The sequence below is a fragment of the Blautia sp. MCC283 genome, from assembly GCF_018785565.1.
Classification (GTDB): Bacteria; Bacillota; Clostridia; order Lachnospirales; family Lachnospiraceae; genus Blautia_A.
Genome location: NZ_WQQB01000013.1, coordinates 92020 through 112065, shown reverse-complemented (window position 1 = coordinate 112065; position 20046 = coordinate 92020). Strand labels below are relative to the sequence as shown.

Annotated in this window: 21 protein-coding genes; 19 read left to right on the top strand and 2 right to left on the bottom strand. The window is 41.7% G+C overall.

What is annotated here, in order from left to right; all coding sequences use genetic code 11:
- Positions 1–11 precede the first annotated feature (11 nt).
- The 5 genes from GPK81_RS04195 to GPK81_RS04175 all read left to right on the top strand — a co-directional run bounded on the left by GPK81_RS04195 (position 12) and on the right by GPK81_RS04175 (position 6673).
- The gene (locus GPK81_RS04195) at positions 12–2657 is read left to right on the top strand and encodes an Hsp70 family protein (protein ID WP_215706595.1); all 2646 of its coding nucleotides are present in this window, start codon (positions 12–14) and stop codon (positions 2655–2657) included.
- Positions 2658–2843: 186 nt separating this feature from the next.
- Positions 2844–3794: a WG repeat-containing protein gene (locus GPK81_RS04190; protein ID WP_215706594.1), complete on the top strand. Its 951-nt coding sequence runs from the start codon at positions 2844–2846 to the stop codon at positions 3792–3794.
- Positions 3795–3928: 134 nt separating this feature from the next.
- On the top strand, positions 3929–4726 hold the full coding sequence (locus tag GPK81_RS04185) for a hypothetical protein (RefSeq protein WP_215706593.1): 798 nt from the start codon (positions 3929–3931) through the stop codon (positions 4724–4726).
- Between the two features lie 11 nt (positions 4727–4737).
- Positions 4738–5559 carry a DNA adenine methylase gene (locus GPK81_RS04180; RefSeq protein ID WP_215706592.1) on the top strand — a complete coding sequence of 274 codons (822 nt, stop codon included), beginning with the start codon at positions 4738–4740 and terminating at the stop codon, positions 5557–5559.
- Positions 5560–5581: 22 nt separating this feature from the next.
- The gene (locus GPK81_RS04175; protein ID WP_215706591.1) at positions 5582–6673 is read left to right on the top strand and encodes a DUF4317 family protein; all 1092 of its coding nucleotides are present in this window, start codon (positions 5582–5584) and stop codon (positions 6671–6673) included.
- Between the two features lie 439 nt (positions 6674–7112).
- On the opposite strand, the gene GPK81_RS04170 is transcribed toward GPK81_RS04175, so the two are convergent.
- Together GPK81_RS04170 and GPK81_RS04165 are read right to left on the bottom strand one after the other, a co-directional pair.
- A complete protein-coding gene (locus tag GPK81_RS04170; RefSeq protein WP_215706590.1) occupies positions 7113–7310 on the bottom strand; it encodes a helix-turn-helix transcriptional regulator in 198 nt (65 codons plus the stop codon).
- Between the two features lie 99 nt (positions 7311–7409).
- The gene (locus GPK81_RS04165) at positions 7410–8498 is read right to left on the bottom strand and encodes a 5' nucleotidase, NT5C type (RefSeq protein WP_215706589.1); all 1089 of its coding nucleotides are present in this window, start codon (positions 8496–8498) and stop codon (positions 7410–7412) included.
- Positions 8499–8667: 169 nt separating this feature from the next.
- Here GPK81_RS04165 and GPK81_RS04160 point away from each other — a divergent pair, with 169 nt between their 5' ends.
- The 14 genes from GPK81_RS04160 to rsfS all read left to right on the top strand — a co-directional run bounded on the left by GPK81_RS04160 (position 8668) and on the right by rsfS (position 20004).
- Entirely contained in the window at positions 8668–8853 is a 186-nt protein-coding gene (locus GPK81_RS04160) for a helix-turn-helix domain-containing protein (protein ID WP_215706588.1), read from the top strand.
- Between the two features lie 107 nt (positions 8854–8960).
- Positions 8961–10181 (top strand): site-specific integrase, encoded by a 1221-nt coding sequence (locus GPK81_RS04155; RefSeq protein ID WP_215706587.1) that lies wholly within the window; start codon positions 8961–8963, stop codon positions 10179–10181.
- Positions 10181–11521, top strand: a complete 1341-nt coding sequence (locus GPK81_RS04150) for a site-specific integrase (protein ID WP_215706586.1) — start codon at positions 10181–10183, stop codon at positions 11519–11521. Before GPK81_RS04155 ends, GPK81_RS04150 begins: the two co-directional genes overlap by 1 nt.
- A gap of 346 nt (positions 11522–11867) precedes the next feature.
- Entirely contained in the window at positions 11868–13739 is a 1872-nt protein-coding gene (locus tag GPK81_RS04145) for a TIGR03960 family B12-binding radical SAM protein (RefSeq protein WP_215706585.1), read from the top strand.
- Positions 13714–14430 (top strand): TIGR03936 family radical SAM-associated protein, encoded by a 717-nt coding sequence (locus tag GPK81_RS04140; protein WP_334292213.1) that lies wholly within the window; start codon positions 13714–13716, stop codon positions 14428–14430. Before GPK81_RS04145 ends, GPK81_RS04140 begins: the two co-directional genes overlap by 26 nt.
- The gene (locus GPK81_RS04135) at positions 14414–15637 is read left to right on the top strand and encodes a ribonuclease E/G (RefSeq protein WP_334300534.1); all 1224 of its coding nucleotides are present in this window, start codon (positions 14414–14416) and stop codon (positions 15635–15637) included. Before GPK81_RS04140 ends, GPK81_RS04135 begins: the two co-directional genes overlap by 17 nt.
- A gap of 141 nt (positions 15638–15778) precedes the next feature.
- A complete protein-coding gene (rplU, locus tag GPK81_RS04130; RefSeq protein WP_015525170.1) occupies positions 15779–16084 on the top strand; it encodes a 50S ribosomal protein L21 in 306 nt (101 codons plus the stop codon).
- Between the two features lie 12 nt (positions 16085–16096).
- On the top strand, positions 16097–16417 hold the full coding sequence (locus tag GPK81_RS04125) for a ribosomal-processing cysteine protease Prp (RefSeq protein ID WP_021978048.1): 321 nt from the start codon (positions 16097–16099) through the stop codon (positions 16415–16417).
- Between the two features lie 5 nt (positions 16418–16422).
- A complete protein-coding gene (gene rpmA / locus GPK81_RS04120) occupies positions 16423–16710 on the top strand; it encodes a 50S ribosomal protein L27 (protein WP_015525168.1) in 288 nt (95 codons plus the stop codon).
- Between the two features lie 64 nt (positions 16711–16774).
- Positions 16775–18067, top strand: coding sequence for a GTPase ObgE (gene obgE / locus GPK81_RS04115; RefSeq protein ID WP_021978047.1), 1293 nt, complete (start codon positions 16775–16777; stop codon positions 18065–18067).
- Positions 18068–18079: 12 nt separating this feature from the next.
- Positions 18080–18370, top strand: a complete 291-nt coding sequence (yhbY, locus tag GPK81_RS04110) for a ribosome assembly RNA-binding protein YhbY (protein WP_021978046.1) — start codon at positions 18080–18082, stop codon at positions 18368–18370.
- A 16-nt stretch (positions 18371–18386) separates the two neighbouring features.
- Entirely contained in the window at positions 18387–19028 is a 642-nt protein-coding gene (gene nadD / locus GPK81_RS04105; protein WP_148446960.1) for a nicotinate-nucleotide adenylyltransferase, read from the top strand.
- On the top strand, positions 19015–19629 hold the full coding sequence (yqeK, locus tag GPK81_RS04100; RefSeq protein ID WP_021978044.1) for a bis(5'-nucleosyl)-tetraphosphatase (symmetrical) YqeK: 615 nt from the start codon (positions 19015–19017) through the stop codon (positions 19627–19629). The genes nadD and yqeK overlap by 14 nt, the downstream gene beginning before the upstream one ends.
- Before the next feature lie 6 nt (positions 19630–19635).
- A complete protein-coding gene (gene rsfS, locus GPK81_RS04095) occupies positions 19636–20004 on the top strand; it encodes a ribosome silencing factor (protein ID WP_215706583.1) in 369 nt (122 codons plus the stop codon).
- Positions 20005–20046: the final 42 nt, after the last annotated feature.

Here is a 20046-nt window from a genome sequence, read left to right as displayed (position 1 = left end):
GAGAATCGATTATGTCCGAAAAACAATATTACACTGCCATTGATCTTGGAACGACTAATTCCGTTATCGCTTATGGAAACATGCAGAACAATACCATGAAACCAATCGTACTGGAGCTTGACCGCAAAAACGATACCGGAAGCAAGTCAAGAAATCCCCTTCTTACCTCCGTTGTATTCTATTACAAGAACAGTGACGGAAAAATGACTGCCGATATCGGGGATTATGCGAAAAGCAGATACGGAACCCGCAACGGTTATGTATGCAAGTCCGTAAAATCATTAATGGGTACCAGCGACCAGGTACCCCTTGTTGATGAAATCCCGGACAAGACCCCTTCTGATGTTTCCGCACAGATTCTTTCTTTCATGATCAATTCTGCCAAAAAGCGGCTGTTTCAGAATGAATTAAGTGATGTTATTATAACCGTACCTGCTTCCTTTGATTCAGACCAGTGCCAGGCTACTCTCGATGCCGCACGGAAGGCGGGAATCAATGTGGAAAATATGCATGATGTCCTGCTTTATGAGCCTAAGGCAGTTATTTATGATTTCATGCGGATGCAGGAATGCGGGGAGATCCCTTCTGACCTGCTGTCACTGGATACAGAAAAGAACGTCCTTGTATTTGACCTCGGAGGCGGAACCCTCGATGTTACAATCCACCAGGTAGGTTATACAGAAAAAGGGATCCTTAACATCAAGGATCTGGCGATCAGCAGATATACGCTTCTTGGCGGTGATAATTTTGATGAACTGCTGGCCGCAGATATGTTAAAACGTTTTGAAGAGAGCAATGGTATTAAAGTAAGCATTAAACGAAAAGAAGAGGTCATGTGCAAATTAAGAAAACTGGCTGAAAAATTAAAAGTAGACCTGTCCCAGGCCTATGACAGTGCCAGAATGTCTGACATTGACCTTCCAGAAGATTATGAACTGGAAGTTATGGACATTGATCTTTATGATTCTTATGCTTATGCCGACACTTATACCAGATCGGATGTAGAAAGGATTGTATCCCCACTTATGGGATATAAGTATAAGCTGGAGGATGCATCAAAAATCCAGCATATGGCGGAAAGGGACGTAAATAACATCATCTACCCTGTTCTTGATGTCATCGATAAATGTGGGAAAGATACAAAAATAGATGCGGTTATTTTAAATGGAGGCATGACCAAGTTTTATCTTATCCCAAAACGTTTAAAGGATTTCTTCGGGTTCGAACCACTGACAACCAGTGATCCCGATTTATCCGTAGCAAGGGGAGCTGTATATTACCATTACTGCCTCCACAAATATAATGTACGTAAGCTGGAAGATCCATCATCTTCTGAAAAAACAAACGTATGCACCAGTGCTCTGCATCCAGGCATTGCATTTAATACCAGCACCATTTTAAACGATACCATTAACCTCGGATTACGAGGTGAGTATGTAAGCCAGCTAATTCCGGCAGGTACTGAACTTCCTTATAAATCGGAAGAAATCCGTGACAAGTATAAACTGGATAAGGCAACAAGCTCCCTGGGTATCGAAATGTTCCTCGGACGGGGTAAAACAAAGAACCTCCCAAACCGCAGGATAGCTACAAGGACAGTAAAATTCGGCAGGAGTTATCCGGCAGATACTCCTATCAGTTTTCAGATCTACATTAACCCGCTGCGAATGATGACCATGGAAGCCTGGATCACCGGACAGCCTGAAACAAAGAAAACAATGGAAATGGATATGGCGTCCTTAAAACGTACAGAAAGAACATCCAAAAATATCAGTACCGTCGAGAAAATAAAATTAAACCCCAAAAGCGAACTGAACGAACTGCGGGCTCTGTCTGATAGGAACAAGAATAAACTCGGATATGAATTGAATCCGCAGCTATCCAGAGCCTTGGAAACCATCGGTCAGGCATCTAATCCTGAAGATTTCTTTGAGCCATGCATGGATATCGCGAAAACCTGCAAGCAGTCGGACCTCATGCTGGCATATATCTATATGATTGCAGGAATGTTCAAGGATGGCTGGAACGACCAGCAGAAGAGACAGGTGCTTTCCTATGCCAGACAACATTTTTCCCCATATGCTTCCGCAATCAAACAGAACTACTATGTACTGCGAAGGGCCCTGGAAGTCATCGGACAGTTCGGGAAAAACTTTGCTGATTTCTGCACGGAATATATGGGGCGGATTTACGGTGACAGTACCCAGTTCAAAAATGTCATCCTGCAGATGGTGATCCGCTATGAGCACGACGACAAAAAGGTAGCTGAATTCCTGAACAACTATTTCCAGACAGCAGATTTTAACCAGTGGATCGCTTCCCTTATGGCTGACCGCTTCGGTCCAGGAACATCTATGGAAAACCAGAAGTATCTGGTAAAATTCATCAAAGCAATCACTCCCTGGTTATCTCTGGAAGATGAAAATGGCACGGACAAATTTGCGGCACTCCTTCTTGCAGAACTCTGTACCAACCAGGCTGATAATCCCATCTGTGCAGACAGCTATACCATGAAGCATACATGGTCCGCAATCAAAAATTATCTTGCTAAAGAAGACGATCCCATAGTTGTTTCCACGGTAACCGATCTGTGGAATGGAACAGCTCTCAGTCTTGAGGAGACGAGCGTTCTCGACGAGCATCTCGCCTGCAACTAATATCTTATGAAAACAGGCATTTCGCATTTCTTAATGTATTGACATCGAAATAACAAAAACTTCTATAGTATACTTTTATTGTGAAGAACCCCTGACTTCAGTCATGGGTTTCTTTACAGGTACCATTAAGTATGCCGGCATGATTTGTAACTGTAAACCCAGTAAATGTCATAAGGAGAAGAAGATATGATTGAAAAATTATTAAAAGCTATCAGCTTGAAAGATGAGGACTGCACAGAAGAATTAGATAATGCAAGTCAAAAGACTTCTTTTATTATAACAATAATCATCTTTGCACTTATAGGTGCAGCAGCAGTCGGATACCTTTTTTATATGAGAAACAATACGAAATATAAATACGATGACTCCTTGACTGTTTCAAAAAATGGAACCCATATTGTATATGATGAGAGTGGGGCATATTTAATGCAGCAGGAAAATGTGTTATCCGATACCTACATGGCAATCCAAAAGGATCCATTCTCTGATTATTGCCGTGTCATAGACAAGGAAGGTCTTATCGGCTTTATTGCAAAAGAAGACGGAAGGGAAACCATATTCCCACAATATACCGAGGCTTCTCCGATGGAATACGGTTCGGCATGTGTCAACTCTGGAAAAGGTTACTATTACGTTTCTGAAAACGGAAAATATATGACGGGTTATTATGAAGAAGCTGATTCATGGGGACGTCAGGGAACCATGGCAAGGGTCAAAAAATCAGATGGGTGGGCAGTGATTGATAGACAAGGAACCATTCTTATTGACAAATGCGATTCCATTGATAGCCTTCCGGTTATTTCAGACAACGGGACAGCGGTACGGGATGGACATGTGCTATTACTTCATTACTCCGATTCTTCAGACGAAGGTGCTTCCGTGCAGGTTGTAAAAGAATTTGAGCAGTTTACTGAGGTTGCTGAGGTTTTTAATAGTCAATTTGCTATAGTAAAAGGAACGGATGGCTATGGAGCAATAGATCTTAACGGAAATATGATTGTTCCTGCAGTATATAAGGATCTGACTTGGGACAGTTATAAGATTCAGGGTGAAGTTTTTAAGAAAGAGATTATTTTTAAAGGAAAAAAAGAAAATGATAGATTGGATGTGGTAGATTGGAAACCGCAATCAGACTGACTTGTGTATGCGTAATATTAAAAAGAGCCTGTGTCTTAACAGGTTCTTTTTTTCTTATAAAAAATCACCAGAGAATGCCAGAAATGACATATTAGAAATAAACAGATGGAAGAAAAATGTTTGGAGGTATTGATATGGCATTTAATCTTATTCAGACCAATCAGATTGCAAAGATACAGACAAGTAAAAAACTGATTGCATTTTACGACAAACTCCGTCCGGCTCCTATTGAGCACTATGCACAGATACATGCAAAAGGAGAAGAAGTCTCCGGCTCAAAAACCAGTTCTTTGATTGGCATTTCTATTCAGGATTATTCCAATGGAACCGGGCAGAATAACACGATCGTACAGTTCAACCTTACTCCAGAGCAGATCCAGTTCTTGCTGACCCGCATTGAAGCCGGCTTCCAGGAATTTGAATGGAGTTCTGACAAAATTTTCGGAGTTCCGGATGCAAATGGATATTCCATTGCCCAGAAATTTGTCATTACAAGGCATTCCTTGAAACAGGACGGTTCTATGTCTAATAATCCATGGTTTATTTCCGTATCAAATGGGCATGGCATCCGTGTGCAGAACCGTATGGGTGGATATTATATGAAAGGCGGTTCCTATCAGCAGGAAAAATCCGCATTCATTAATTTGAATGATATGGATTTATATACCCTGTTAAAAAGAACAGATTCTTTTATCCGAAACTGGGAAATGGTAAATGCTTACCAGACCATTCTGCAGGGACAGCAGACGTACGCTCAATACTTGAGCAGTATCCGGCAGCAGGGGCAACAGCACCAGGCGGCACCTTCAGCTTATCCTCAGGGGGATTCTGGGTATACAAGAGATATGTATGGTCAGCAGCCAAGCAGCAATAGTGGACAGAACCAGTATCCTAACCAGCAGTATCAATATAACAATTATCCTACTTATTAGAGGGACGAAAAATGAGCAATACAAATTCCTGCCGGGCCGTACTCAGGTACCCCGGCAGCAAATGGAGAATCGCATTTCAATTATGCGAATATATCCCTAAACACCCTTCTTATCTGGAACCCTATTTCGGAAGCGGTGCCGTATTTTTTACGAAACAGCCATCTGCCATTGAAACTATTAATGACTTAGACCTAGATGTTGTGAATCTGTTTTCATGTCTTAGAGATAACCCTGATAAATTAGCATCCATGATTTATGCAACACCATATGCCAGATATATCTATGACAGGCAGTTTAATGAACAACCAGACCTGGATCCGTATGAAAAGGCCCTGGGTTTTCTTATCAAGTGCTGGATGGGGCATGGATACCGTACCAATGGGTATAAAGTTGGCTGGAAAAATGATGTGCAGGGAAGAGAACGGGCTTATTCCCTGCTTAACTGGCAAATCCTGCCTGACTGGGTGCTTCTCGCAGCAGACCGTTTGAAACAGGCTCAGATCGAATGTATGCCAGCAATAGATCTTATCAGACGATTCGATTATGAAAATGTATTTATGTATGTCGATCCTCCTTATGTGCTTAGTACCAGAGCTGGCAAGCAGTACAAGCATGAAATGGCTGATAAAGATCATATGGAACTGCTTGATGTATTATTGGATTCCAAAGCAAAAATCATGTTAAGTGGATATGCTCATCCTTTATATGATGAAAAACTAAAAGAATGGAAGAGAATTGAACTTAAAAATCAATCTACATCAGGAAAAGTAACTACCGAAATCATCTGGATGAACTACCGTATTGGAAGTTATGTCCAGCAAACTTTATTTTAGAGAATTGGAAGGGAGAAGTATTATGACAAAAAAAGATATTGCTTTTATAAAAAAAATCATCGGAAAGTCGGAAACTACACCTGTTATGAGAATTGTATCCTGCTATGTTGATAACGCTCATGACGATATCCGCTTTCAGGAGCCTCAGACGTTCCTGCGCCTGGATGAATCGGAACTGGTCCAGTACTGTCAGTTTTTCAAAAAAGGAGTTACAGGAAAAATAGGTTCCACTGCTATTGAAATTGACGTAAAAGACAACCAGGTGGAAGGACTTCGTTCTTCCAGCCTTTCTGATATGGATGAAATTGAAAAAGTGGCAATGTTAATCCGTGAAAATTATAATGCTGATGGAAATTACTGCATTTTCTTTGCTTATGGATCTTATGATCTACCTGGAAAAGACGGCAGGGACAGTGAAGAAGTGTATCCATTTATTCTTATCCTGATTCAACCATGTAATTTAAGCAAACCAGGCATCAAATATGATTCCCCTAAAAATGAGTTCACAAACCGCATGGTGGAACCAATGCTTGATACCCCTACCCATGCTTTTTTATATCCTTCACTGGATAGTCTGCATACGGATATCAGCAAAGCAGTATTTTACAGTAAAAATGAAAAATCTGCATCCAAAGCAAGACCAGTTATCCCAGTTTTATTTGGATCTGAAGTTTCTTTAAGCCCGGACGGACAGAAAGAAGGATTTCATGACTTGCTGCAAAGCGCGTATGACAATAATGTGCCTTTTGAAGCTGTCAATGGTGTCTATGACCATCTTCAGGAAACTTTGATTGACATGCAGCTTTCCGGAGAAGATGTGAAACTGTCAAAATCTGAACTGGTTGATGCCATTATTGAATATGGGGAGGTACCAGAAGAAAAACAGGAACAGTTAAAAGAAGCAGCGGAAGAATATGAAGGATGCTCTTTTTCTATAAGCAACCTGGTTCCAGCGAAAATTACGATTGATACAGATAGTGCTTCCATAAAGACGGAAATTGAACAGCTGTCCCAAATTGAAAGAAGAATAATTGACGGAGTTGATTATTATCTGATTCCTGCCAGCAGCTCATCCATTGATGGCATTTTGCTTGCCGCCAGCAAAAAGAGATAAACGAGTGTCCATATGTAGCAGGCCATGCTGTTTGGATTGGTTATTTCCAATATTTAAGATAAATAAAAGAAGGACGGATCGCCCTTCTTTTATTTATCCCCTAGTGCTTTCACAACTATGAATTTTGTTCATTTTTTGTGTAACAGAAAATTATTAAACATTACAATACAGTATAAAATACCAGAGTAAGAAGGAGAGGAGTCCCCTCCCCGCATGGCTTTAAGAAAGCTCCATTCCCAGAGCCTGCCCAAACATCTGCAACACGGTAAACCAACGGTACCACAGAAAACGATTGAGAATAACGTTAATTTGTAAGGACCAGTAATCAGTAGCAAAGAGGCCTGAAACAGGGTCTCTTTTTGTGTATAATGCGTCCCTTCTGCCATAACACCCATTTTTCTGTTCCGCTGGCGGAAAAAATTTTTTCTGTTCCTTTTGTCTATTTTCGAATTTCACAATCAATGTCCGTTTCGGGTATCCCATATATTTCTGAATACATTTTTAATTGAGCAATTGTTGGTTTAACCTTTCCCGTCTCATGGTTTACAATCGTTGTATTAGAAGTATGCATAAGCTCTGCAACTTCTTTTTGTTTTAACCCTTTATTAATACGGCATGCCGCCAGTTTCCATTTCATATTAAAAAGTCCTCCAAAACTCAGATGTCCTATAAATAATATGTACGAAAAAAATTTTTTTGTCAAAAAACAAAAAGACCGGAAACCGGCCTTTTGTTTCTACAGCTTCAAGTAGGAAAGAATATCTGCAACTTCATTTTCCAGGCTTCCATCTCCAACAGAAACAATATGATCTGCAAGCACTTTGTTCTTTTCTTCAAATTCAAAAGAGACGATCCTGTCAGCAACCTGTTCCCTTCTTAATGCCGGCTTCTGTATAATAGACATGATACAGTCCCGTTTGTCACGGTCGGCATATATGATTTCGCATTGTCTGGGATACGCATTATAAACACTTAAGCATCCTGAAATATCCATAACAATAACCGGATAATGATTCTGTGCAAGAGCCTGGTCGATATCTCTTTTCTTTGTACCATATTGTTCACCACAATACCATGTCGTTTCAATAAATTCCATCCGCCGGAACAGGAGATCGAAAAAAGTAGCAGAAACCGTTTCCGCATTATGTTTACGTCCCTTTGCTGTAGTACAGGTTTTAATCAGTTCCATACGCTTATCTGCTTCACAAAGTGCCGCTGCCAGATCCCGCTTTCTGCTGCCGGAAGGCCCTACTATACACAGTATTTTAGGTATCCTGGATATATTTGCTTTGTTACCATTCATAAAATCCACCAGTGTCAAAAAATCTGCATAATCATCCACACAGCAGATACCTGACGCATTCTGGTTCCAGGGCTGCCGGAAGAGTACTGGGAGACTACAGTTTGATTCCAACAGGTTATGTATCCCGTCATCCAGCATAATATCTGCATGAAACAAATCTTTCCTCTTTCCCATGATAATATGATCTACCGGGAATTCCGGAAACAGCGTCATAATCCTCTGAATACGTTCGCCCATGAATTCTGGATATACCGCAGTGGCTATAAACACTTCTGCTTTTTCCATTAAAGATGCCAGGAATTCTTTCGCGCCTGGAAGAGCAGGCTGTTTTTTATAAAATTCTGCATAATTGAAAAACTGCATCCTGTCATCCAGCTCATTTCCCAATTCTCCCCATTTTGTAATATCGGATATATTGTAATACTGGCCTGTAGTCTGCCCCAGAAGCTGCAGGGCATATTCATTACAGGATAACAGTACATCATCCGCATCACATATTATTTTTAGTTTCTTGTAAGCCATAGTTTCTTTCTCCTTTTCATCAAAATTATTTTTGTCGTATTTAATATGTGTTCTTACTCTGTAAACAAGAAAGAAATTGATTTCACCAAAATTATTAGCACATATTTCAGAAAAAATCTTTCCAATCGAACATATTATTTACATCACCAAAAGAAAGGAGAAGACTCAGATGAAAGGATCCAAACTGTATGATATGGATGATTTACAGGAACTTCTCGGCATCGGAAGGACCAGGGCATATGAACTGGTAAAGGAAGCCTACAAGACACAGAGCCCGTTCAAAGTTATCAAACTTGGAAAACTTTACCGCATTCCAAAGAAACCGTTTGATGACTGGATGGAAGGGAACACGTAACATATTATTGTTTAATGATACATCATATTGACACAGAATGTTACTGCGTGATAAAGTTAACTTGTCAATGAAGGGGGCATTCTGTGTTACTTTAAAGGAGGATCACAATGCAAGTATCATTGACAGATTATAATGTATTTGAAAAAAATGGTTCATGGAACCATATTGAAAAGAAAATCAATGCAAAGACATACGCAATTGAGTATGACATTAAAGCCGGATTCCCGTCAAAAGAGGAAGCATCCAAAAGCTATCTTATTTCAGAGGAGATTTACAGGAAAGCAATTTCCCGTATCAAGAATCTTACCCAAAACTCCTATACTTTTGCAGAATATCTGCAGTACTGGCATGAACACTACCTGACAGAATTTACAGACAGCAGCAACCAGTTAAAGTATTTCTGGGTGATTTACAAAATCATACTGCCCAAAATCCGCAGAGATGTTCTATTGAGTATGCTGACAGACACTTTTGTAAATGATTTGCTTTCCGAATGTAAAAAGTACAGCAACAGTTCCGGCGAGATGACTTATAAGGTTCTGCGCGTCATTTTAAAAGAGGCAGAAAAGAGTGGTTTCATATCGCCAAAAGTTCTTCTGGGAATAAAATCTTGTTATTCAGGCAGAAAAAAAATGGATCTATACACAAAAGAGCAAATAAGCTCTTTTATTCGTACCGCTAAGGTTTATCATACTTGTTATTTTGAAATACTGCTTGCTTTGGTATGTGGGCTGAGAACGGGTGAAATCTTAGGTCTCAAATATTCCGATTTTCACAAAAAATCACGAACCCTTACAATACAGCGGCAGTATACCAGGGATTATCATTACGAAAGTAAAGAATCCGGCAATGACAAACAAGTAAAAGTTTATTCTTCTGAAAGGACCTTCAAACCGCCGAAAACCTTAAACAGTAACCGGTGCCTCGTAGTTCCATCTGTTATTTTTGAGGAATTAAAAATCCGCAGGGAAGAAAATGAACGTATCATTGCAAAGACTGGAAATCGTGACTTCAAGGATTATGTCTGCCTTGGAATGTATGGGCGGATAAAAAGTGATGCAACACTTAATACAGGAATTAATGCTATTACCAAATCCTGTAATCTGCCTCACATTTCCATGCACACACTAAGACACATGTGTGCAACTGCATTAATTGAGATGAACATTCCTCTGGAGAAGATTTCGGAAGTACTCGGACACAAAAATATTAATACAACCTTTGATATTTACTGCGGTATTATGGATGCCCAAGATCAGATCAAGGCAACTATATCTCATACCATGGATCCTGCCATCGCCCTGACAAACAGTGGAGGTGGAAAATAATGCATGTAAAAGAAATAACACGTCCGGACGTGAGGGAAACATTCTTTTATGGAAAGATTATTTCATGGAAATTTAATGACAGTATCGTATACCTGAAGTCAAGAAAAAAATACTGTTACAGGGTAACGTTTACCTTTGAATCTGGAGATCAGGCGGATTACCAAAAAGGGGGATTTGATACCAAGGGCGAGGCTTCCAAGGCAAGGGAAATTGTAATAGCACAGTTATACAACCAGGAATTTTTTCCATATGATTATACAGTAAAAGAGTTTTTTGATTACTGGCTGTATTATTATATGATTGACACAAAGGATATTGCATATAACACGTTTATGTCTTACCGAAATATCATCTATAATTACTTGATTAAGGCAATCGGTAATAAATACCTCTGCGATTTAAAAAGTGATGACTTTATCAGGGGACTTGATACTATTAAGTCTCCTGATATGCTGAGAGTTGCTTACGGAGTATTATCTGGTTCGTTTAAGTATGCCCGAATAAACGGTTATGTTTCCAATAACCTCGTGGATTCTGCAATCACTCTTCATAAAGCCCAAAAAAGAGGAACCAGAAGAGAGTATGCCAAAAAGCAGAAAAAGGAATTTCAGAAGAAATTAGCAGACCGTTCAAACGTCTATTCTGTAGAACAGGTATCCATGCTTTTATATACCTGCAAAACAGAAGAACCGCATATCTTTATGGCTATGCTGCTTGCTGTTACAACTGGATTGAGAATTTCAGAAACGATTGCTGTCAAGTATCAAAACATTGATTTTATGAACAACAAGCTTTATGTGGAAAGCCAGTTGGGACGCACGATTACAAATGACGGTGTCCCAGGACAGAGCTTATTAACGCAGGAAAAACGTACCAAAACTCATAACAGCGTCAGAGAAGTGCCGTTAGCCGACTTTGTAATTGATGAAATCATTCTTCAACGCAGACATTATGATGAACTAAAAGAGTATCTGGGAGACGATTTCCATGATCTTGGATATCTTATATGCCAGGACAATGGTCTGCCATGGAACAGAAGTTTTAAAGACAAACCATATAAAAGAGTTGTAAAAAAATGTGGGTTCCGCTTTATTGAATGGAGAAAACTACGAACCACATATGCTACAATACTTTCCCAGTATCATGTGAGTATGAAAGCAATTTCAACCAGCCTTGGGCATTATAGCTCTGATTTTACAAAAGAGATTTATGTAAAATCGAAAATGAAAGTGATTAATCTTGCTTCTATGATGCAGCCGTTTGTGGACGAAGTCATTCCTGAATCTGAAAATACTCATTCACTGGATATGCCGGATGTAACAGGGTATTATGACATATAATCTTGAATTTACCTGTTGATGCGTTTATAATAGCAGAAGATATATGTCAAATTTTCACCCTACATGACACTTGGTTTTTGAGGAAATTGTTCTCTGACAGGAATTGTTTTTTCGTGCTGTATGGACCGGAAAAAACCTTATAAATACTGGCTTTTCACAAAACGTGATATTTATTGTCGAGTATTTGCAGAAAACCCATTTTTTGACCAAACGCCCTGAACGGCCTTTTTTTAGAGGGTTTTCAGCAGGTAAAATGACGTATTATTTAATATGAGTTATATATTGTACAGACTGCTTACTAATTCGATTATCTTGTACAATATGCACAACTAGCGAAAGGAAAACTATGAGAAAATTAGCATTAAATGATGAAATATTGCTAAAAGTTGACAAAGCAGCCCGTTATATCGGTGGCGAAGTCAATTCCGTAATGAAAGACCTGTCTAAAATTGACATTAGAGTTGCCATGTGCTTCCCGGATGTCTATGAGATCGGCATGTCAAATCTCGGCATGATGATCCTCTACAACATGTTCAACCAGCGTGAGGACGTATGGTGTGAGCGCCTTTTTTCTCCATGGCCGGATCTGGATAAGGTGATGAGAGAACAGAATATCCCGTTATTTGCACTGGAGTCCCAGGAGCCGATCCGTGATTTTGATTTCCTTGGGATCACTCTTGGTTATGAAATGTGTTATACCAATATCCTCCAGGTACTGGATCTCAGCGGGATTCCGCTGAAAAGTGCGGACCGTGGTGAGGATTTCCCGATTGTGATCGGTGGTGGTGCCTGTGCGTATAATCCGGAGCCGTTGGCGCCGTTTTTTGACCTGTTTTATATTGGAGAGGGCGAGACGGTTTACGATGCTCTTTTTGATGCTTATAAGGCCAATAAGAAGGCCGGGGGCAGCAGGAGAGATTTCCTTCTGGCAGCAGCTAAGATTCCGGGAATTTATGTTCCATCTCTTTATGAGGTTACCTATAAAGAAGACGGCACGATTGCGTCTTTTGTACCAACTGAGGAAGGTGTTCCGGAAAAAGTCCAGAAACAGCTGATCATAGATATGGAAAAAGAATATCGTGCAGTGGAGGCACCGGTTGTTCCACATATCAAGGCTACACAGGATCGTGTGACTCTGGAAATCCAGCGAGGATGCATCCGTGGATGTCGTTTCTGCCAGGCAGGAATGATCTACCGTCCTACCCGTGAACGTGATGTTGAAACTCTGAAAGAATCCGCACGGGTCATGCTGAAAAATACAGGACACGAAGAGATTTCCCTCAGTTCTTTAAGTTCCAGTGACTATTCTCAGTTGAAAGAACTGGTGAATTTTCTGATCGAGGAGTTTCATGGAAAAGCGATAAATATTTCTCTTCCGTCCCTCAGGATCGATGCCTTTGCGTTGGATGTTATGAGCAAAGTGCAGGATGTAAAGAAAAGCAGCCTGACTTTTGCACCGGAGGCAGGTTCACAGAGACTTCGTGATGTTATTAACAAAGGACTGACAGAGGAAGTAATCCTCCATGGCGCTGGCGAGGCGTTTAAAGGCGGCTGGAATCAGGTAAAACTTTATTTTATGCTTGGCCTTCCAACAGAAACAGAAGACGATATGAAGGGAATCGCACATCTAGCTCAGAAGATCGCAGAAACCTATTATGAAGTGGTTCCGAAAGAACAGAGGAAGGGCAAAGTACAGATCAATGTCAGCACCTCCTTCTTTGTACCGAAACCGTTTACACCATTCCAGTGGGCACCGATGTATACAGAGCAGGATTTTGTGGAAAAAGCCAAAGTGGTTAAGAGTGAGATCCGTGCACAGCTGAACCAGAGAAGCATCCGTTACAACTGGCATGAGCCGGATGTAACAGCACTGGAGGGATTCCTGGCACGAGGTGACAGACGATGTGCAGATGTGATCCTGAAAGCTTATGAAAAAGGTGCTCTCTATGATGCATGGACAGAAAATTTTGATTATGGTATCTGGAAAGAAGCTATGGCTGAATGTGGCGTGGATATGACATTCTACACACTTCGTGAAAGAAGCCTGGATGAGATCCTTCCATGGGATTTCATTGATACTGGTGTCAGCCGTAAATTCCTGGAGCGTGAATGGCAGCGTGCAAAAGAGGGTGTTGTGACAGAAAACTGCCGTCAGAAATGTTCTGCATGTGGAGCTATGAAATTTAAAGGAGGTGTCTGCCTTGAAGGTAAGAATTAAATTCAGTAAAGAGGGTCCTATGAAGTTTGTGGGACATCTGGATACCATGCGTTATTTCCAGAAAGCGATACGCCGTGCAGAGCTTCCAGTGGCTTTTTCGGGAGGATACAGTCCCCATATGATCATGTCTTTTGCAGTTCCTCTTGGAGTTGGAATGGAAAGCCTGGGAGATTATTTTGACTTGGAGATGGCAGAAGATATGGCTACGTCTGAGATTGCGGCTCGTCTGGATGAACAGATGGCAGAGGGGATGCATATCGTAAGTGTCCGCAAGGTAGAGGATGGAAAAGCTGGTAAAGCGATGGCGCTGGTGGCAGCAGCAGATTACCTTGTGGAGTTCCGGCTGGGCAGGGAGCCTTCTATTGAATGGAAAAGCCGAGTGGAAGAATTTCTGGCACAGCCGGAGATCAAAGTGACCAAGCAGACCAAGCGCAGTGAAAAGGAAATCGATCTTCGACCGAATATCTATAAAATGGAAGTAAGGGAGAAGGGCTTCTTTTATATGCTGGCATCTGCAAGTTCCAATTACACGAAACCAGAACTGGTAACAAATACATTCTTCAAATGGCTGGGAGAAGAACTTCCGGAATTTGCCTTTACAGTGAAACGTCTGGAAATGTATGCAGACCAGGGAGAAAATGCAAGCCCGCGTTTTGTAACGCTGGAATCATTAGGTGAGGAAATTGAGTAAACTGATCATAACAAGGATGGAGATCCATGATGTTCCGTGTACAGTTGCGGCTCTTATTGAAGAGGAACGGATTGTGGAGGTCCGGCTGGAATCCGATCAGGAAAAATCCATTCTTGGAAATATCTATACCGGACAGGTTGAAAATATCGCATCCAATATCCAGGCGGCTTTTGTCCAGATCGGACCTGGAAAGAGATGTTACTATCCCCTTGCGGAAGCGCAGAGAGCTGTTTTTTCCGCAGGAAGAAAAGGAAACGGACCATTGCGGCCGGGAGATGAACTTCTGGTCCAGGTGAGCAGGGATGCCATGAAGGGAAAACTTCCTGCACTGACGTCTAATCTGAATTTTACAGGAAGATATCTTGTTCTTACCACAGGAGATAAAAAATTTGGCCTGTCTTCCAAACTGACACAGGAAGACCGTCATCGTCTCAGCGGATGGCTGAAAGAAGAAGCAGACCGCCCGGATAAAGAATTCGGGATCATTGTCCGTACCAATGCCGCAGATGCTTCCAAAGAAGAAATCCTGAAGGAACTGGAATGGCTGAAGGGCCGTTACCATAAAGCTTTGGTTCAGGGACGGAACCGTACCTGCTTCAGCCTTGTTCTGGAGACCGAACCATTTTATGTGGCGGCTGTACGGGATGCCTATGGCCGTGATCTGGATGAGATCATCACCGATGTGCCCGAGATCAGGGAAGTGATCCAGGGATATCTGGAAGAGATCAGTCCAGAGCTTAAAGAAAAGCTTCGTTTTTATCAGGATAAACTACTTCCTCTTTATAAGTTGTATCGTGTGGAAACGGCACTGGATACGATCCAGAAGGAAAAGGTATGGCTGAATAGCGGTGGTTTTCTGGTGATCCAGCAGACGGAGGCTTTTGTATCGATTGATGTAAACAGCGGAAAATATACCGGAAAGAAGAAAATGGAAGAAACTTTCCGTAAGATCAATCTGGAAGCTGCAGCGGAGATCAGCCGGCAATTACGGCTTCGGAATCTTTCAGGCATTATCCTGATCGATTTTATCAATATGGAAAACCCGGATCACAGAGATGAACTCTTCCATGTTTTACAGAAGCTTCTCAGAAAGGATCCGATAAAGAGCCGGGCCATTGATATCACGCCATTACACATCCTGGAAATGACCAGAAAGAAAGTAAGACGCCCTGTGATTGAAGATATCCAGGAAATTGCAAAAAAATAATAAAAATGTCAAAAAAACTATTGACAGAACAGTAAGTCGCTGTTATGATAATCGAGTATGCCGCACAAAGAGGTTAAAGAGCTTCAGTTTTAAGACAGAAGCCACCGAATTTGGCGAGTAAATAATTAGGAGGTGCCACAGATGTACGCAATTATTGCAACAGGTGGTAAACAGTACAAGGTTGCCGAGGGTGACGTAATTAAAGTTGAAAAGCTCGGTGTAGAAGCTGGTGAAACCGTAACATTTGACAACGTAATCGCAGTTAGCAATGACGGATTAAAAGTTGGCGAAGATGTAAAAGATGCCAGTGTTACCGCTTCTGTAGTTGAAAACGGTAAGAATCGCAAGGTCATCGTTTACAAATACAAACGCAAAACTGGATATCACAAGAAAAACGGACACAGACAGCAGTACACCAAAGTTAAGATCGAAAAGATTAACGGTTAATCTGGTGTCATCATGATTACAATTAAAGTCAGAAAGAAAAACGGATCTTACGTAGAATTTATTTCGAAGGGACATGCCGGTTATGCGGAAGCTGGACAGGATATTGTCTGTGCTGCTGTGTCTGCACTGATTATTACCACTGTAAATTCTCTTGAGAAGTTTACAGATGATAAATTTGATGTGCAGGAAAAGGATGGATTTGTTTCCATTCATTTCAGAAATGATCTTTCTGAACGGGGGATGCTCCTTATGGATTCCTTACTTCTCGGTCTGACGGAAATTGCTGGTAGTTATAACAATCGATATTTGACAGTAAAAGTCAAGGAGGTGTAACAACAATGATGAAGATGAACCTTCAGTTATTCGCACATAAAAAGGGAGTTGGTTCTACAAAGAACGGTCGTGATTCCGAGTCTAAGAGATTAGGTGCGAAAAGAGCAGACGGACAGTTTGTAAAAGCCGGAAACATTCTTTACAGACAGCGCGGAACCAAGATTCACCCAGGTGAAAACGTAGGCTGCGGTAAAGACTATACTTTATTTGCACTTACAGACGGAGTCGTAAGATTCACAAGAAAAGGTCGCGATAAGAAACAGGTTTCTATCGTTCCTGTAGACGCAGAGTAATGAAATAGGTAAAAGGCTTCAAATCGATCCGGTTTGGAGCCTTTTTTTGGAATAGAGGTGTAATATGTTTGCAGATAGAGCAAGGATCATTATCCGCTCCGGTAAAGGCGGCGACGGACATGTAAGCTTCCGCCGTGAGCTGTATGTGCCGAATGGTGGCCCGGACGGCGGCGATGGCGGTCGTGGCGGTGATGTGATTTTTGAGATCGACGAGGGGCAGAATACTCTCGGAGACTACAGACACAGAAGAAAATATAAAGCTGAGGATGGCCAGGAGGGCGGTAAAAAACGCTGTCATGGCGCCGATGGCAAAGATGTTGTCCTGAAAGTTCCGGAAGGAACGGTCATCATGGATGCGGAATCCGGCAAGGTCATTGCGGATATGTCCGGTGAGAACCGCAGACAGATCGTGTTAAAGGGCGGCCGTGGCGGAAAAGGCAATCAGCACTACGCAACAGCTACTATGCAGGTACCGAAATACGCACAGCCAGGACAGCCGGCTCAGGAGCTTGAAGTTCTCCTTGAGCTCAAAGTGATCGCTGATGTTGGTCTGGTAGGATTCCCGAATGTTGGTAAATCCACTTTCCTTTCCCGTGTGACCAATGCACAGCCGAAGATCGCCAACTATCACTTTACAACATTAAGCCCGAATCTTGGCGTTGTAGATACGGATAACGGCGGTTTTGTTATCGCAGATATCCCGGGACTGATCGAGGGTGCATCGGAAGGTGTGGGACTTGGACATGAATTCCTCCGTCATATTGAGCGTACACGAGTTATCATCCACATTGTAGATGCAGCTTCCGTAGAAGGTCGTGATCCGGTAGAAGATATCCACAAGATCAATAAAGAGCTGGAAGCTTACAATCCGGAAATCGCGGCAAGACCGCAGGTGATCGCAGCCAACAAGATCGACTGTATTTTCGACGATGGAGAAGAAAACCCCATCGACCGGCTGAAAGCAGAATTTGAACCGCAGGGTATTTCTGTATATCCGATTTCAGCAGTTACCGGACAGGGTGTCAGAGAGCTTCTTTTCCATGTGAAAGAGCTTCTGGACAAGAGTCCTATGAAACCGGTTGTGTTTGAACAGGAATTCTTCCCTGAAGATGTTCTGGTAAATGAGAATCTTCCGTTTACTGTGGAACGCAGTGAAGAAGATCCGGAAGTCTTTCTTGTGGAAGGTCCTAAGATTGAAAAAATGCTTGGCTATACAAATCTGGATTCTGAGAAGGGATTTGCGTTCTTCCAGAGATTCCTAAAAGAAGGCGGCATTCTGGAAGAACTGGAAAAAGCAGGTATCCAGGAAGGCGACACAGTTCGTATGTATGGCTTTGATTTTGATTATTATAAATAAGAGGTATGACAAATGACAAGTAAGCAGAGAGCATATTTAAAAGGCCTTGCCATGACCATGGATCCAATCCTTCAGCTTGGCAAGGGAGGTCTTACTCCTGAAAATACTGCTGCTGTTGAGGAAGCTCTTGCAGCAAGAGAGCTGATCAAGATCAGTGTTCTTCAGAACTGTCTGGAAGACCCACGTGAAATGGCACAGGTCCTTGCAGAGAGAACAAGATCTCAGGTAGTACAGGTGATCGGTAAAAAGATCGTTCTCTACAGAGAAGGTAAAAAGGATAAGAAAAAGATCATTCTTCCGTAATTTCGGGAGGTCATAATTGAGCAAAAAAGTAAAAAAAATAGGAATCATGGGCGGCACTTTTGATCCCATTCATATGGGGCATCTGATCCTGGGAGAAAAAGCCTATGAACAGCTGGGACTTGATAAGGTTTTGTTTATGCCCTGTGGAAATCCACCGCATAAACGAAACCGGAAAGGCCGGGCTACCGATGAACAACGTGCGGAAATGGTCCGTCTTGCCATAAAGGACAATCCTCATTTTGAGCTGTCTCTGATCGAGATGCATGAGGAAGGCTATACGTATACTTACCGGACGTTGGAACAGTTGAATGCAGCGAATCCGGATACAGAATATTATTTTATTATCGGTGCGGATTCCCTTTATAATTTTGATACCTGGAGGGAACCGGGACGCATCTGTCAGGAAGCAGTGCTGGTAGTAGCAACCAGAGATCATACCCCGTTAAAGGAGCTTGATCAGCAGATGGAACTTCTGGCACAGAAGTACAGCGGGAATTTTATCCGATTGGATACGATGAATATTGATGTTTCCAGCGAGCTTCTCCGTTCCTGGCATAAAAGTGGACAGAGTCTCCGCTACTATGTTCCTCAGCCTGTGATTTCCTATATTGAGAAAAACGATATATATAAAGGAAATGATTCAGATGGGAAAATATGATTTTATCAAGATAAAAAAGAAACTTTCCAAATATCTGGATGAAGCCAGATTTGAGCATACGATGGGAGTTATGTACACCTGTGCCGCACTTGCCATGGTTTATGGTTATGATCTGGAGGATGCACAGGCTGCTGGTCTTCTTCATGACAGTGCAAAGTGCATTCCTAATAAAAAGAAACTGAAACTGTGCAGCCAGCATGATATTCCGGTATCAGATTTTGAAAAGGATCATCCATTTCTTCTTCACGCAAAACTGGGGGCTTATGTGGCCAGCAGTAAATATGACATTAAAGATGAAGAGATCCTGACAGCGATCACGTATCATACGACAGGAAGACCGGGAATGAGTCTTCTTGAGAAGATTGTATATATCTCAGATTATATCGAACCAATGCGTGACAAAGCCCCGAATCTTCCAAAAGTTCGAAAGATCGCTTTTGAAGATCTGGATGAGTGTATGTATGAGATTTTGAAAGATACACTGGAATATCTGGAGGAAAATCCCAAGGAGATCGACAGTACGACCAGGGATGCTTATGTTTATTATAAAGACCTCCATGACAGAAAAATGCAGGATGCAGCCAACAGACAGGAGGATTAAAATTCTATGAGTATCGAAAAAGAGATGGTCCGGATCGCCTGCAAGGCACTGGATGATAAAAAAGCAAAAGATATCAAGATCATTGATATCCATGAGGTTTCCGTAATCGCAGATTATTTTGTGCTCGCAAGTGCTTCCAACCAGAATCAGGTACAGGCAATGGTTGACAACGCAGATGAGATGCTTGGCCGTGCCGGATATGAGGCAAAACAAATCGAGGGAACCAGAAACTCCAGCTGGGTTCTTATGGATTATGGCGATATGATCATCCATATCTTTGACGAAGAGAACAGACTGTTTTATGATCTGGAGAGAATCTGGAGAGACGGAAAGATTCTTGATGCCCAGGAATTCCTGGCAGAAGGTGAAGAATAAATTTCGTTTTAAAGTTTACTGTAAAAACATTATGTAAACCAT